This is a genomic window from Desulfovibrio sp. 86, assembly GCF_902702915.1.
Lineage (GTDB): Bacteria > Desulfobacterota > Desulfovibrionia > Desulfovibrionales > Desulfovibrionaceae > Desulfovibrio.
On the sequence record NZ_LR738849.1, the window covers coordinates 2,290,812 to 2,304,200 of the forward strand.

The 13,389-nt window shown below is 60.8% G+C and carries 12 protein-coding genes; 6 read left to right on the top strand and 6 right to left on the bottom strand.

The genetic code is table 11. The annotated features are described in order from the left end of the window. The first annotated feature begins 182 nt into the window (after positions 1 to 182). The 5 genes from DESU86_RS09280 (at position 183) to DESU86_RS09300 (ending at position 4,944) form a co-directional block, all read left to right on the top strand. Positions 183 to 1,304, top strand: a complete 1,122-nt coding sequence (locus DESU86_RS09280) for a branched-chain amino acid ABC transporter substrate-binding protein (RefSeq protein ID WP_179980790.1) — start codon at positions 183 to 185, stop codon at positions 1,302 to 1,304. 207 nt (positions 1,305 to 1,511) lie between these two features. Continuing rightward, positions 1,512 to 2,417, top strand: a complete 906-nt coding sequence (locus DESU86_RS09285; RefSeq protein ID WP_179980791.1) for a branched-chain amino acid ABC transporter permease — start codon at positions 1,512 to 1,514, stop codon at positions 2,415 to 2,417. Continuing rightward, entirely contained in the window at positions 2,414 to 3,463 is a 1,050-nt protein-coding gene (locus DESU86_RS09290) for a branched-chain amino acid ABC transporter permease (RefSeq protein ID WP_232088314.1), read from the top strand. The genes DESU86_RS09285 and DESU86_RS09290 overlap by 4 nt, the downstream gene beginning before the upstream one ends. After that, positions 3,460 to 4,230 carry an ABC transporter ATP-binding protein gene (locus DESU86_RS09295; RefSeq protein WP_179980792.1) on the top strand — a complete coding sequence of 257 codons (771 nt, stop codon included), beginning with the start codon at positions 3,460 to 3,462 and terminating at the stop codon, positions 4,228 to 4,230. The genes DESU86_RS09290 and DESU86_RS09295 overlap by 4 nt, the downstream gene beginning before the upstream one ends. A 3-nt stretch (positions 4,231 to 4,233) precedes the next feature. Continuing rightward, a complete protein-coding gene (locus tag DESU86_RS09300) occupies positions 4,234 to 4,944 on the top strand; it encodes an ABC transporter ATP-binding protein (protein ID WP_179980793.1) in 711 nt (236 codons plus the stop codon). Positions 4,945 to 5,242: 298 nt separating this feature from the next. Here DESU86_RS09300 and DESU86_RS09305 read toward each other — a convergent pair whose 3' ends face one another. After that, on the bottom strand, positions 5,243 to 6,235 hold the full coding sequence (locus DESU86_RS09305) for a DMT family transporter (RefSeq protein ID WP_179980794.1): 993 nt from the start codon (positions 6,233 to 6,235) through the stop codon (positions 5,243 to 5,245). Positions 6,236 to 6,658: 423 nt separating this feature from the next. On the opposite strand from DESU86_RS09305, the gene DESU86_RS09310 reads away from it, so the two are divergent. Continuing rightward, positions 6,659 to 7,594 carry a LysR family transcriptional regulator gene (locus DESU86_RS09310; protein WP_179980795.1) on the top strand — a complete coding sequence of 312 codons (936 nt, stop codon included), beginning with the start codon at positions 6,659 to 6,661 and terminating at the stop codon, positions 7,592 to 7,594. Positions 7,595 to 7,785: 191 nt separating this feature from the next. On the opposite strand, the gene DESU86_RS09315 is transcribed toward DESU86_RS09310, so the two are convergent. From DESU86_RS09315 to DESU86_RS09335, 5 genes are all read right to left on the bottom strand, one after another. After that, the gene (locus DESU86_RS09315; RefSeq protein ID WP_179980796.1) at positions 7,786 to 8,616 is read right to left on the bottom strand and encodes a MipA/OmpV family protein; all 831 of its coding nucleotides are present in this window, start codon (positions 8,614 to 8,616) and stop codon (positions 7,786 to 7,788) included. Between the two features lie 9 nt (positions 8,617 to 8,625). Beyond that, positions 8,626 to 9,795 carry a phosphoglycerate kinase gene (locus tag DESU86_RS09320; RefSeq protein ID WP_179980797.1) on the bottom strand — a complete coding sequence of 390 codons (1,170 nt, stop codon included), beginning with the start codon at positions 9,793 to 9,795 and terminating at the stop codon, positions 8,626 to 8,628. A 126-nt stretch (positions 9,796 to 9,921) separates the two neighbouring features. Next, positions 9,922 to 11,922, bottom strand: coding sequence for a transketolase (gene tkt / locus DESU86_RS09325; protein WP_179980798.1), 2,001 nt, complete (start codon positions 11,920 to 11,922; stop codon positions 9,922 to 9,924). A gap of 10 nt (positions 11,923 to 11,932) precedes the next feature. Beyond that, positions 11,933 to 12,661, bottom strand: coding sequence for a ribulose-phosphate 3-epimerase (gene rpe / locus DESU86_RS09330; protein ID WP_179980799.1), 729 nt, complete (start codon positions 12,659 to 12,661; stop codon positions 11,933 to 11,935). A gap of 255 nt (positions 12,662 to 12,916) precedes the next feature. Continuing rightward, on the bottom strand, positions 12,917 to 13,270 hold the full coding sequence (locus DESU86_RS09335) for a MerR family transcriptional regulator (protein WP_179980800.1): 354 nt from the start codon (positions 13,268 to 13,270) through the stop codon (positions 12,917 to 12,919). Positions 13,271 to 13,389: the final 119 nt, after the last annotated feature.

The window sequence follows — 13,389 nt, forward strand, 5'->3', positions numbered from 1 at the left end:
AGACCACGCGCTGCGCGCAACGCGCGGAAAACGCGCCGCCGCGCTCCCTAAGGCCATCCCTAAGGCCATCCCCGGCTGTATCCGTAGGAATTGCGGGCAGAAAATCCGGGCTTTTTCTTTGTGACATTTTAGGGTATGCTATTTTGTTACTATCATCATCGCACAACGGACGGGGGATTTTTATGAAAGCACTTGGTCGTTTGCTTGGGGCTCTGACCCTTACCCTGCTGGTGCCCGTGGCGGCTCTTGCCGGAGACGTCAAAATCGGCCTCATGTGCCCGCTCACGGGTAAATGGGCCTCTGAAGGGCAGGACATGAAGAACATCGTCAGTCTGCTGGCTGACGAGGTGAATGCCAAGGGCGGCATCAATGGCCGCCAGGTCAAGATTGTGGTGGAAGACGACGCGGGCGATCCGCGTACCGCCGCTCTGGCCGCGCAAAAACTGGCTTCGGCCGGAGTGGTGGCCGTTATCGGCACCTATGGCTCCGCTGTTACCGAAGCAAGCCAGAACATTCTGGATGAAGCCCAGCTGGTGCAGATAGGCACGGGCTCCACCAGCGTGCGCCTGACGGAAAAGGGCCTGCCCCTTTTCTTCCGCACCAGCCCTCGTGACGACGCGCAGGGCCGCGCCGCCGCCGCCGCCATTGTGAAGGGCGGCTACAAGGCTGTGGCGCTTTTGCACGACAATTCTTCCTATGCCAAGGGCCTGGCCGAAGAAACCAAGGCCATCCTGGACAAGGACGGCGTCAAGGTGGTCTTTTATGACGCTCTTACCCCCGGAGAGCGCGATTACACGGCCATTCTGACCAAGCTCAAGTCCGCCAAGCCCGACCTTGTGTTCTTCACCGGCTACTACCCTGAAACGGGCATGCTGCTGCGCCAGAAAAAGGAAATGGGCTGGCCCGTGCCCATGATGGGCGGCGATGCCGCCAACCATCAGGATCTGGTAAAGATTGCGGGCAATGAGGCGGCGGAAGGCTATTTCTTCATCAGCCCGCCCCTGCCGCAGGATATGGACACCGCCGAGGCCAAGGCTTTTCTTGACGCCTTCAAGGCCAAGTACAACACCGTGCCCGTTTCCGTGTGGGCCGTGCTGGCTGGCGACGCCTTCAAGGTTATTGAAGCGGCCCTTGCCGCTGGCAATGACAAGCCAGCAGCCATCGCCGCATGGCTGAAAAACCTCAAGGGCATGCCCGGCCTTTCCGGCAGCCTTGGCTTTGACGCCAAGGGCGACCGCGTGGGCGAGTTCTATCGCACCTATGTGGTTGACGGTAAGGGCGTATTTGTCTTGCAGCCCAAGTAAACTGGCCGTACAGTGTGCCCCGCGCCTGCGTTTCAGCGGCGCGAAAACAGTCAATATGTCATCAACGCCCGTGGCGGCGGCCCGGTTTTTTCCGTGCCGCCGCCCGGATGCGCCAATGGGAGCCGACCCGCGCGGCTCCAGCGGCGGAATTGCGCTCTTGCCGGCGACCTCCCCGGCAACAAGAGCGTGGCAAGGGTACAACGCTTTATGGAACAGTTTTTACAACAGCTTTTGAACGGTCTTGCCGTGGGCGGCATCTACGCCCTGGTGGCCCTGGGGTACACGATGGTGTACGGCGTGCTGAAGCTTATCAACTTCGCGCACGGCGATCTCTTCACCATTGGGGCATACCTTGGTCTGACCCTGCTTGTGAGCTGCAACTTTTCAGGCATGCTCAGCCCCATGCTGGCTGTGCTGGCCGTCTTTGTCATGGTCGCCCTGCTGGTGGCCATCATAGGTTTTCTTCTGGAGCGTACGGCCTACCGTCCCTTGCGGAACGCCAACCGTCTTTCCGCCGTGGTTTCGGCCCTCGGGGCCTCCATATTTTTTCAGAACGCCATCATGCTCATCTACGGCGCGCGCTTTTACGTCTACCCCGACTACCTCAGGCCCGACTTCACGGTGCATCTGTTCGGCCTGGCCGTTCCCGGCGTGCGCCTGCTGGTCATTGCGGCCAGCGTCATCCTCATGCTTGGCCTCTGGGCCTTTATCCAGCGTTCGCGCACCGGCGCGGCCATTCGCGCTGTGGCTATTGACCCCGGCGCGGCCCAGCTTATGGGCATCAACGTGGATCGCATCATCAGCCTGGTCTTTCTTATCGGGCCGGGGCTTGGCGGCGCAGCCGGACTTATGGTGGGCATCTATTACGGGCAGATCGACTTTACCATGGGCTGGACGTACGGCCTCAAAGCCTTTACAGCCGCCATCCTGGGCGGCATAGGCAATATCCCCGGAGCCATGATCGGCGGCCTTTTGCTGGGCGTTATCGAGGCCCTGGCCGCAGGCTATATCGCCATCGCCTGGAAGGACGCCATTGCCTTCTTTGTGCTTATTCTCATTCTTATCATCCGCCCCACGGGCATTCTGGGCGAGCGCACGGCGGACAAGCTATGATAACAGAGCCCATCCGCATTGCCGTCAGGGTCGCTTTGGCGGCCGTCATCTGCGCGCTGCCCCTCTTCAGCAACGCCTACTGGACAGACGTGTGCGTGAGCATAGGCCTTTACGCGCTGCTTTCGCTGTCGCTCAACATCATTCTGGGGCAGGCGGGCATCTTTCATATGGGGCACGCGGCCTTTTTTGCCGTGGGCGCATATGTTACCGCCATACTGAACACCCTCTGCCATTGGCCCATATTCTGGACCATGCCCGTTGCCGGGGCGGCGGCGGCCCTCTTTGCCCTGCTGGTGGCGCGGCCCATCATCCATCTGCGCGGCGACTATCTGCTTATCGTCACCATTGGCATTGTGGAAATTGTGCGCATAGCCCTTATCAACGACGTTTTCGGCCTCACGGGCGGGGCCAACGGCATCTTCGGCATCAGCCGCCCCAGCTTTTTCGGCTTCAAGATAGTCAAGGGCATACAGTTCTACTATCTGGTGTGGGGCATGGTGGCCGTAAGCCTGCTGCTTTTCTACGGCCTGTGGCATTCACGCTTTGGCCGCGCTCTGAACTATATCAAGGAAGACGACGTGGCCGCCGAAGGCTGCGGGGTCAACGTCACCCATTACAAGCTCATGGCCTTTGTGCTGGGCGCGTTCTGGGCGGGCATGGCCGGCACGCTCTACGCCGCGAAAATGACGACCATTTCGCCGGAATCCTTCAGCTTTATGGAATCCGTCATTATTTTTGCGGTGGTCATCCTTTCGGGCGGCAGCCAGATCGGCGTGCTTATCAGCGCCTTTCTTTTCATCGGCCTGCCGGAACTGCTGCGTGAGTTTTCCAATGCGCGCATGCTTATTTTCGGCCTGGCCATGATGATCATGATGGTGTGGCGTCCCCAGGGGCTGCTGCCCCCGCGCCGCCGCCGCTACCATGTGAAATCACTGATGGAAAACGAAAACGGTGACGGTTCCGGGCCTGGCCCCGGCAGCCCGGAGGCCGGATCTGCCGTTGCTGCTGCAAGCGACGTACAGGCCGCTGGCGGGAGGCCCGCATGAGTCTTTTGCGCTTGCAGGAAATAACCAAGGTTTTCGGCGGTCTTGTGGCTGTCAACGACCTGACCTTCAGCGTGGAGGCGGGCAGCGTGGTTGGCCTCATCGGCCCCAACGGCGCTGGCAAGACCACGGTATTCAACTGCATCACGGGCAACTACACACCGGAGAAAGGCCGCATCTTTTTTGACGGCGAGCCAGTGGCCGGGCTGCGCCCCCACAGGGTGGTGGAGCTGGGCATAGCCCGCACCTTTCAGAGCATCCGCCTGTTCGGCAAGCTTTCAGTGCTGGAAAACGTTCTGGCCGGGCGGCATTGCCGCATGAAGTCGGGCATGCTGTCCTGTATGCTGCATTTGCCCTGGCAGCGCCGCGAGGAGCGCGCTGCCGTGGCCCGCTGTATGGAGGAACTGCGCTTTGTGGGGCTGGCTGACCGCCACGCCGAAGCCGCCGGGGGCCTTTCCTACGGCAACCAGCGGCTGCTCGAAGTCGCCCGCGCCCTGGCCTCAGACCCGCGCCTGCTCATTCTTGACGAGCCCGCTGGCGGCATGAACGACCAGGAAACCGCCGCCCTGGTGGACACCATCGCGGCCATACGCGACAGAGGCATCACCGTGCTGCTCATTGAGCACGACATGCGTCTGGTCATGAAAATCTGTGAAAAACTGGTGGTGCTGGAACACGGCACCATGATCGCCCAGGGCGAGCCTGAGGCCGTGCGCCGCAATCCGGCCGTGGTTGAAGCCTACCTGGGCGTAGAAGACGAGAAGTGGTGAGCCATGTCCCTGCTGCAACTGTCGAATATACGGGTCAGCTACGGCAGCGTCGAAGTGCTGCACGGCATTGATCTGCGGGTGGAAGAGGGCGAGATCGTCACCATTCTCGGAGCCAACGGCGCTGGCAAAAGCACCACTTTGCTTTCCATCAGCGGACTTGTGCGGCCCTCGTCGGGCGAGATTCTTTTTGACGGGCAGGATTTGCTGCGTCTGCCAAGCCACAAGGTCGTGGGTCTGGGCATTGCCCAGTCGCCCGAAGGGCGGCGGGTTTTCGGCGTCATGAGCGTGCTTGAAAACCTGCGGCTGGGCGCCTTCTGCATTGAGGACAAGGCCCGCAAGGAACGCACCCTTGAATGGATATTCGACCTTTTTCCGCGTCTGCTTGAGCGCAAGGATCAGCTGGCTGGCACGCTTTCGGGCGGCGAGCAGCAGATGCTGGCCATAGGCCGGGCGCTCATGGCCGAACCGCGCCTCCTGCTGCTTGACGAGCCTTCCCTGGGCCTGGCCCCCCTGCTGGTGCGCTCCATCTTTGAGACCGTGCGGGCCATCAACAAGCGCGGCGTCACGGTGCTGCTGGTGGAACAGAACGCCCGGGCCGCCCTCAAGCTGGCATCACGCGGCTATGTGCTGGAAGTGGGCAAGGTCGTTATGGAAGACAAGGCCCAGAGCCTGCTCAACAATGCCAGCGTGCGCGAGGCATACCTGGGCGGATAGGGCTGCGCGCGCATGGTTGCCGTTGCCGCGTGCTGTACGTGGCGCTTCTTTTTTTGAAATACTTTGCGGGGGAGGGACCCTTTTGCAAAAGGGTCCCCTCCCCCACACCCCCACCCCTTAAAACTTTTAGTACACTTTGGTATGGCATGGGGTTGCTCGTTGCCACGTGCTGCGGACGTACGTTTTTCCCCCATGTAAAAACTGAATTTCCGAGCCGCCCGGCCACGTCCGCCAGCGCATGCCGGCGTTTCACGCAGAGTATTTCATGACAGGCCCTGTTCTTACGCAAGGACGGGGCCTATTTTTGCGCCATTTGGGGGGCGTGCCCCGGACGCAGGGCCACGTACAGCCCCGCCACAATGGCCGCAGCGCCCACGACATCCTGAACGCCAATGGCAGTGCCGAGAAGCAGGGCGGAGAGCGCCAGTCCCGAAAGGGGGTTGAGCATGTTGTAGGAAGCGGCCATGGACGGGCCTTGCGTGCGTATGAGCAGCAGCCACAGGGCCATGCCCGCCAGACTGACCACTACCAGCCACAGCAGCGCGGCCAGCGCGGGCCAGGTGATGTGCAAAGGGTTTGCCGGGGTCATGAAGGCGGCGGGGGCAAAGCAGAGCATGCCGCAAAGGGTCATCCAGAAGTTCAACGCAAGCAGCGGCAGGGCGTCGTACTTGCCGCGAAACAGCACCGCGCCAGCCGAAAAGGACAAGGTGGCGGCGATGGCCATGCCAAGCCCAAGCCCCGCGCCTTCGTGCAGGCCCGTAATGCCCACCATGACGACCACCCCGGCAAAGGCCACGGTAAGGCCCAGCAGTTTTCTTTTGTCAAAAGATTCCTGGCCGCGCAGGGCCGCCATGGCCATGGTCATGAAGGGTGCGCAGGAAACCACGATGACGACCCATGAAGCGGCCAGATAGCGCAGGGCGGAAAAATTCAGGCCCAGATAGACCACGTTATTGAGCAGCCCAAGAAGCAGGCCGGGCAGCATGGCCTGTCTGCCCTCAGGGCCAAGAAGTTTCTTGCCGCAAAAAAGCAGAAGCACCAGTACGGTCAGCGTAAAGCGGTAAAACAGGGTGGCGAACGGCCCCATTTCCATCACGACCACCTTGCCCGCGATGAATGCCGAACTCCATATGACGCTGAAAAACACGCCCACGGCATAGCGCTTCCACCGCCGTCTGCCGGAGCGTGCTTCAGCCGTGGCCGGAGGTTGGCCTTTATCCTCCGATATGCTGGCCTGACGGTTTTCTGCGGGGGGCTGACTCCTGCCCTGTTCGGTATTGTTCTGAAGCATATGGCTGTTCCCTGTCAGAGCGCATGGCGTGCGGTTTTGACCGGCAATGAGGCCGTCTTCCGTATGCAGCATACGCGAAAAATGGTTTCATCGGCTTGAAGCGGTGCGGAGCGCCATTGTGGAGTCACAGGTTTTGGGCAGCAATCAGCCATGAAACCGCATGCAACGCCATTTCACGCGGGGCTGGCCCCATCATGCCGTTTGTCATAATACGGCGGCGGCGCAGCTTTGTATTTGCCCGGACAGACCGCGCCTTGCGTACCCTCCAGGGCAAAAACAGCAAGCCGGTAAAAAGGCCTGCTCACCTGCCTGCTGCCGGGGTTGAAAATATTTCCCTGGTCACTGAAGAGTATTTTTTGCTTGATAATTTGTAAAATTAATATTTAGCATGTTAAAATAAGTTTGATTGATATTGGGGGAATTATGGCTTCAGATGTACTTGCTGTATCACAAAGCCGTGCCATTACGCTCGAACATTTGCGGGCCTTTGCCGAGGTTGCGCACTGCCGCAGCTTTCAGAAAGCGGGGATGAAGCTCTGTCGCAGCCAGTCAGCGATCACCCAGGCTGTGAGAAGGCTGGAGGCGCACCTCAATTGCACCCTGCTGCACCGAAGCCATGGTCATGTTGCGGGGCTCACGCCCGAAGGCGAACGTATTCTGCCGGAAATTGTCGATGTTCTTTCGCGTCTGGATCACGTGATTCAGGCTGCCAGACGGCCGGAACTCAAGGGGCGGATTCAGGTGGGAATTCCGCCGAGCTTCAGCGCGGTTGAATTGCAGGGAGCCGTTGCCCGCCTGCTGGCACTGAATCCCGGTTTGCAAATAGGCATCATATCGGGCATGTCCCGTGATCTGCACCAGATGCTCATTGAGGGAAGTCTGGATGTGGCCCTCATCAACCAGTACAGGTTTGACGACGGTATGCCGCCGCAGGGGATGTTTCAGGAACTCTGCCGCCAGCCCCTACTGTGGCTGTGCAATGCGCCGAGAGTTGTGAACCATGCCGGGGAGATCCCTCTACTCACGTATTCGGCGGGCAGCCCCTGGCGTGCTGCTGCCGTGGATGCGCTGGAGCGGGCGGGTCTTGCCTATAATTTCGCCTATGTAAGTGCGTCCTATGAAAGCTTGTGCAGTTCGCTGCTGGCCGGGTTCGGCGTCACGGCATTGCCCGTATGGGATATTGATGAACGCTTTTGCGTGGTTGACGCCAGTCACAGTTTGCCGCCGTTGCCGCAGGTGCGCACGGTGCTGGCAAGCCGTTTGTGCAGCGAAGTTGTGGAGCAGTTTTGTGAATTTATCGCTGGATTGCCCTTTTTTGTCAGGGCCAGAGAACGCTGGCATGGCCTGGGATTTGGTTAGAGCAAGGTCGTGATGGCATGAATGCCGTGTGATGAAAGAAGCGGGAGGGCAGCGTTAGAGCATTTACGCTTTTTCAAAGTTAACATGCTCTAACGTATAGAAGTTTTAGGGGGAGGGGGCGTGGGGGAGGAGACCCTTTTCCAAAAGGGTCCCTCCCCCACACAGCATTCTAACCTAACTCAACCCTTACACTAAAATGCGTAGAGCAAACCAGCGCTGAAGGAGTATGTTGTGGTGCGTTCCACCATGGGGCTGTCGGTAATCTCGTTGCCGAGAAAGAGCGCTTTGGCATTGGCAACGGCGCTCCAGTCCTCGGTGAGGATAACCCGCATGGTCAGGCCGGCGTAGGGCGAAAAGGCGCTTTCAGGGCTGTATTCCTTGAAGCCGCTGGCGCGGGATTCGCTGGAACTGATGCTGTAGTAATAGTCGTTATAGTTGGTGTCCGTCCACTGCACGCCCACGGTGGGCGCGATCATGACGTTTTCGAACCGCACGGGGTAGGCGTAGGCCACGTCGGCCTTGATGCCGTTGTTGACGCCCAGGGTGTCGGTGGACACCGTGGCGGACGCCTGGCCGTAGGGCGTGCGCAGCGTATAGTTCAGTCCGGCCATGAGTGTGGAATACCTGTCGTCCAGACGCTTCATCCTGCTGTTGTCGCTCCAGGACGCATAGAAGTTCTGGGGCAGGTAGGACAGCTGGATGTTGAACTCCTGATAGTGGTCCCTGTACACGTGTACGCCGCCGTCCAGGCCGCGCAGGTACAGCCACTTGCCCTCATAGCCGATAAGGGGAAGCGGAGAACCGAGGGAGTCAATGCCCTTGTATTCCGACGTGCGCAGGCTTGCGCCGAGGCCGGTGTTGAAGCCCCATTTGTCGCCCTGGGCGGCTGCGTCAGCCGGATTTTCTTCCCAGGCTTCCTGAGCCGGAGCGGCAAAGGACGTGCCGGGGGTAATGGTCAGCAAGGTCAGCAGGGCCAGCAACGTCATCGAGGCCAGCCCGCCGAAGGGTATACGTTTTTTCATTAAACTACCTTAGCCCCGGTCCTCCAGGGCAGCCACCGAAGGCAGCTTTTTGCCTTCAAGCAGCTCAAGGGACGCGCCGCCGCCAGTGGAAATGTAGCCCATGCGGTCGGCAAGTCCGTATTTTTCCACGGCAGCCACACTGTCGCCGCCGCCAACGACCACAAAGGCCTTGGAATTGCCAAGATATTCGGCCAGGGCCTTGGTGCCGTCCCCAAAGGGCTCGATTTCGAACGCGCCCACGGGGCCGTTCCACACCACAGTGGCGGCCTTGGCCAGATACTTTTCATAGAGTGTCAGGGTTTCGGGGCCCACGTCCAGTATCATCTGGTCGCCGGGCACGTCGCCCACGGCGTGCAGCGAGGCGTGCTGGCCAGGGGCCAGTTCCTCGGCGGTGATCACGTCCATGGGCAGGGGAAGTTCCTTGTTGAGGGTCTTGGCCTGTTCCATAACTTTTTTGGCTTCAGGCACCAGATCTTCTTCGTACAGAGACTTGCCCACCATGTAGCCAGCCGCCGCCAGGAAGGTATTGGCTATGCCGCCGCCCAGGATCAGCACGTCCACCGTGTTCAGCAGGTTTTCGAGCAGGCCGATCTTGGTGGAAACCTTGGCTCCGCCGATAATGGCGACCAGGGGACGGGCGGGATTGTCGAGCACTTTTTCAAAGGCGTGCAGTTCTGCCTGCAGCAGGGGCCCGGCGCACGCCACTTTCGCGGCGCGTACCGCGCCTTCGGTGGAGGCATGGGCGCGGTGCGCTGCGCCAAAGGCGTCCATCACGTATATGTCGCCAAGGTCGGCCAGTTTTTGGGCCAACTGGGGATCATTCTTTTTTTCGCCGGGCAGAAAGCGCACGTTTTCCAGCAGCACCACCTGACCGGGCTGCACTTTGGCCTCGTCCAGCGTTTTGGCCAGCGTCACGGGCTGACCAAGCTGCTTTTCAAGGCAGGCGGCCACAGGGGCCAGAGAAAACTGTTCGTCATACTGCCCTTCGGTGGGGCGGCCCAGGTGCGAAAGCAGAATGACGCCCGCGCCTTTTTCCAGCGCCAGTTTGATGGTGGGCAGGGCAGCGCGGATGCGCTTGTCATTGGTGACCTGGCCGTCCTTCATGGGCACATTGAGGTCTTCGCGGATAACAACGGTTTTGCCAGTGAGGTCCAGGTCCTGCATGTTCTTTATAGGCATAGCGCGCTCCCTTTGTTGCTTGCAGATATTTCGTTGAGGCAACCGGCCCTGAGGGCCTTGCGTGCATGGGGCGCGGGGGAGGCCAAGGCCCGGCCCCCGCGCGAAACAGCGTCAGATGCGGCCCGTTCAGATGCGGCCCATGAGGGTGCGGGCCTTTTCCAGAGCGTTGGCCACGGTAAAGCCGAGGCGCTCGAAAACCACCTTGCCGGGGGCGGATGCGCCAAAGCCTTCCATACCGATGACAGCGCCGTCCAGCCCCACGTATTTGCTCCACCAGTCGCTGGCGGCGGCCTCAATGGCCAGGCGGGCGCGTACGGCGCGCGGCAGCACGCTTTCCTTGTATTCGGCGCTCTGGGCGTCAAACACTTCAGCGCAGGGCATGGACACGACACGCGCCTTGCGGCCGTCGGCGGCGAGCTGTTCGGCAGTTTCAAGGGCCAGGCCCACTTCGGATCCGGTGGCCATGATGATGATTTCGGGCGTGCCTTGGCAATCGCGCAGCACGTACCCGCCACGGGCGATGGCCGCCACCTGCGCCTCGCTGCGCGGGCAGAAGGGCAGGTTCTGGCGTGAAAGGGACAGGCCGGAAGGCGTGTGGACGCTTTCCAGCGCGCAGATCCAGGCCGCAGCGGTTTCCACAGCGTCGCAGGGCCGCCAGAGATTGAAATTGGGCATAAGCCGCAGCATGCCAAGCTGTTCCACGGGCTGGTGCGTGGGGCCGTCTTCGCCCACGCCGATGGAGTCGTGGGTCAACACCCAGATTACACGGATGCCCATGATGGACGCAAGGCGCAGGGCGTTCTTGGCCTGATCGGCAAAAGCCAGGAATGTCCCGGCGTAGGGGATGAAGCCGCCGTGCAGGGCAAGGCCGTTCATGATGGCGCTCATGCCGAATTCGCGCACGCCGTAGGAAATGTAGTTGCCCGTGTGCTCCTTCACGTCCATATGCACGGAGGAAGACGTAAGCGTGCCCACAGAGCCGGTAAGGTCGGCGGAGCCGCCCGCCAGTTCGGGCAGGCGCGGCACAAGGTATTCAAGGGTTTTTTTGGAGGCAACGCGGGTGGCGATGCTTTCGCCCTTGCTGATGGCGTCCTGCAACGCTCCGGCGGCTATGGCGGCCCAGTCGGCGGGAAGCTCGCCCTGCATGCGGCGGGTCAGTTCGGCGGCCAGTTGGGGATGGGCCTTGGCATAGGCGTCAAAACGCGTGTTCCACGCGGCTTCGGCGGCTTTGCCCGCGTCGTGGGCGTTCCAGGCCGTGTAGATGTCCTGCGGAATGGTAAAGGGCGCTTCGTGCCAGCCAAGGGCGTCGCGCGTGGCGGCAATGCCCTCTTCACCCAGAGGGGAGCCGTGGCAGGAGGCCGAATCGGCCTTGGGCGAGCCAAAACCTATGTGGGTATGGCAGATGATAAGGCTGGGGCGGGAAGTGTCGGATCTGGCCTCGGCCAGGGCCTTGTCCAGAGCGGCGGCGTCGTGGCCGTCCACAGGGCCGATGACCTGCCAGTTGTAGGCGCGGTAGCGGGCGGCCACATCCTCGTTGAACCATCCGTCGATCTTGCCGTCAATGGAGATGCCGTTGGCATCGTACATGACAATAAGCTTGCCGAGGCCCCAGGTGCCAGCCAGGGAGCAGGCTTCGTGCGACACGCCTTCCATAAGGCAGCCGTCGCCCAAAAAGGCGTAGGTGTGGTGATCCACCACCGTGTGCTCGGGCGTATTGAACTGGGCGGCCAGCATGCTTTCGGCCAGGGCGAAGCCCACGGCGGAGGCAATGCCCTGACCCAGGGGGCCAGTGGTCATTTCAATGCCCAGATGCGGTTCGTATTCGGGATGCCCGGCGGTCTTGGCCCCCCACTGGCGGAAATTGCGAATTTCGTCCATGGGCAGATCGTAGCCCGTGAGGTGCAGCAGGGCGTACAGCAGCATGGAGGCATGCCCGTTGGACAGGATAAAGCGATCGCGGTTGAACCACAGGGGATTGGCGGGATTGTGCCTGAATCCGTGCCGCCAGAGGGCCTCGGCCATATCGGCCATGCCGAGGGGTGCGCCGGGGTGGCCGGAGCGGGCTTTTTCAATGGCGTCCATGGCAAGGGCGCGGATGGCGTTGGCGCACTGTCTACGGGTAGGCATGATCATTCCTCTATTTTTGCTTGGGATGGGTATCGGCTGAAGATTGTCGCAAGGCTGCAGCCCGAACGGCGGGGCGTGGTTCGTATCCGGCCAGGGGAGCCATAAAGGCGGCCAGGCGCGCGTCATAGGGTTTGTGCCCGAAAAAGGCCGAGCCAGACACAAGGACGTCGGCCCCGGCTTCCACCAGCTGGGCCGTGTTTTCGGGGCAGACGCCGCCGTCCACCTGAATGAGCACGTCCTCGCGGCCACAGGCGTCCAGCAGGCGGCGGGCGGAGCGGATTTTGTCAAAGGTGGCCGGAATGAACGTCTGACCGGAAAAACCGGGGTTGACGCTCATGATGAGCAGCATGTCCATATCATTGACGAGCCAGCGTATGGCGCCGAGGTCCGTGCCGGGATTCAGGGCCACGCCCGCCTTGCAGCCCATGTCGCGTATGGCCGAAAGGGTGCGCTGCGGGTGGCGATCGGCCTCGGCATGGATGACCAGCATGTCGGCCCCCACGTCCCTGAAGTCGCGGATATAGCGGGACGGATCCTGCACCATGAGGTGTACGTCAAAAAAAAGCCCGCTGCCAGGCCTGAGAGCCTTGATCAGCGGGGGACCAAAGGTAATGTTGGGCACATAGGCGCCGTCCATCACGTCAAGGTGCAGCCAGGTGACTCCGGCGGCTTCAAGAGCGTGCAGCTCTTCGGCCAGACGTGAAAAATCGGCGGAAAGCAGCGAAGGTGATAGAATCATAGGGGTATTCTGTTTGTTTTCACGAAGGCGGAATCTTGGCGATTTCTGCCATCCGTGGTTGCCGCCTGTTCTTTGGCCGCAAGCGGTAAAAGTGAAGCAACGCCGTCAAACGGAATAAATCAGCGTTTCCCTAGAGCATTTAACACTTGAAATGCTCGATTACGGCAGGCAAAAGCCTGCCTTCTCGCATTTCGTGGCAAGGATTTTCAAGAAAATCCTTGCAGAACAGTTAACTCATTTCATTCGTTATCTGCTCTAGCCGCGGTTGAGCAGGCGGCGCACCGCCGTCAGTTCCCGCTTGAGCATGCGCATGAAGTCCGGGTCAGGCACGGCGGCCACCCGTTCCGGCAGACTCTCGTCCACCACGGCGCTGCCTTGCAGCACACGGCGCGCGCCTTCAATGGTCATGCCCTGTTCGTGCAGCAATTGCCGAATGCGCCGCAAAAGGCCCACATGCTCCTCGGTGTAAAGGCGCTGCCCCTTACCCGTGCGCAAAGGCGCCAACTGGGGAAATTCCGTCTCCCAGAAGCGCAGCACATGGGTTTTGAGGTTGAGCAGTTCCGCAACTTCACCGATGCGGTAGGTTTTTTCGTCGTTGTGGTCCGGCATGGGGCCCCCTGACGTCCTCCAGAGCATTTTGCTGCATACAGCGCAGCGACGTTACGTGTCAGTGCCGCGCAAGCGCCAAACGCCGGAAACATGGCCTCCATGCTCCGGCAGGCGAAAAA

What these genes read in the sequence shown, in the direction of transcription:
- rpe (WP_179980799.1), bottom strand. Translation starts at nt 12,661, where the DNA reads ATGATTCTATCACCTTCGCTGCTTTCCGCCGATTTTTCACGTCTGGCC.
- DESU86_RS09290 (WP_232088314.1), top strand. Translation starts at nt 2,414, where the DNA reads ATGATAACAGAGCCCATCCGCATTGCCGTCAGGGTCGCTTTGGCGGCC.
- DESU86_RS09305 (WP_179980794.1), bottom strand. Translation starts at nt 6,235, where the DNA reads ATGCTTCAGAACAATACCGAACAGGGCAGGAGTCAGCCCCCCGCAGAA.
- tkt (WP_179980798.1), bottom strand. Translation starts at nt 11,922, where the DNA reads ATGCCTACCCGTAGACAGTGCGCCAACGCCATCCGCGCCCTTGCCATG.
- DESU86_RS09285 (WP_179980791.1), top strand. Translation starts at nt 1,512, where the DNA reads ATGGAACAGTTTTTACAACAGCTTTTGAACGGTCTTGCCGTGGGCGGC.
- DESU86_RS09315 (WP_179980796.1), bottom strand. Translation starts at nt 8,616, where the DNA reads ATGAAAAAACGTATACCCTTCGGCGGGCTGGCCTCGATGACGTTGCTG.
- DESU86_RS09280 (WP_179980790.1), top strand. Translation starts at nt 183, where the DNA reads ATGAAAGCACTTGGTCGTTTGCTTGGGGCTCTGACCCTTACCCTGCTG.
- DESU86_RS09300 (WP_179980793.1), top strand. Translation starts at nt 4,234, where the DNA reads ATGTCCCTGCTGCAACTGTCGAATATACGGGTCAGCTACGGCAGCGTC.
- DESU86_RS09320 (WP_179980797.1), bottom strand. Translation starts at nt 9,795, where the DNA reads ATGCCTATAAAGAACATGCAGGACCTGGACCTCACTGGCAAAACCGTT.
- DESU86_RS09310 (WP_179980795.1), top strand. Translation starts at nt 6,659, where the DNA reads ATGGCTTCAGATGTACTTGCTGTATCACAAAGCCGTGCCATTACGCTC.
- DESU86_RS09295 (WP_179980792.1), top strand. Translation starts at nt 3,460, where the DNA reads ATGAGTCTTTTGCGCTTGCAGGAAATAACCAAGGTTTTCGGCGGTCTT.
- DESU86_RS09335 (WP_179980800.1), bottom strand. Translation starts at nt 13,270, where the DNA reads ATGCCGGACCACAACGACGAAAAAACCTACCGCATCGGTGAAGTTGCG.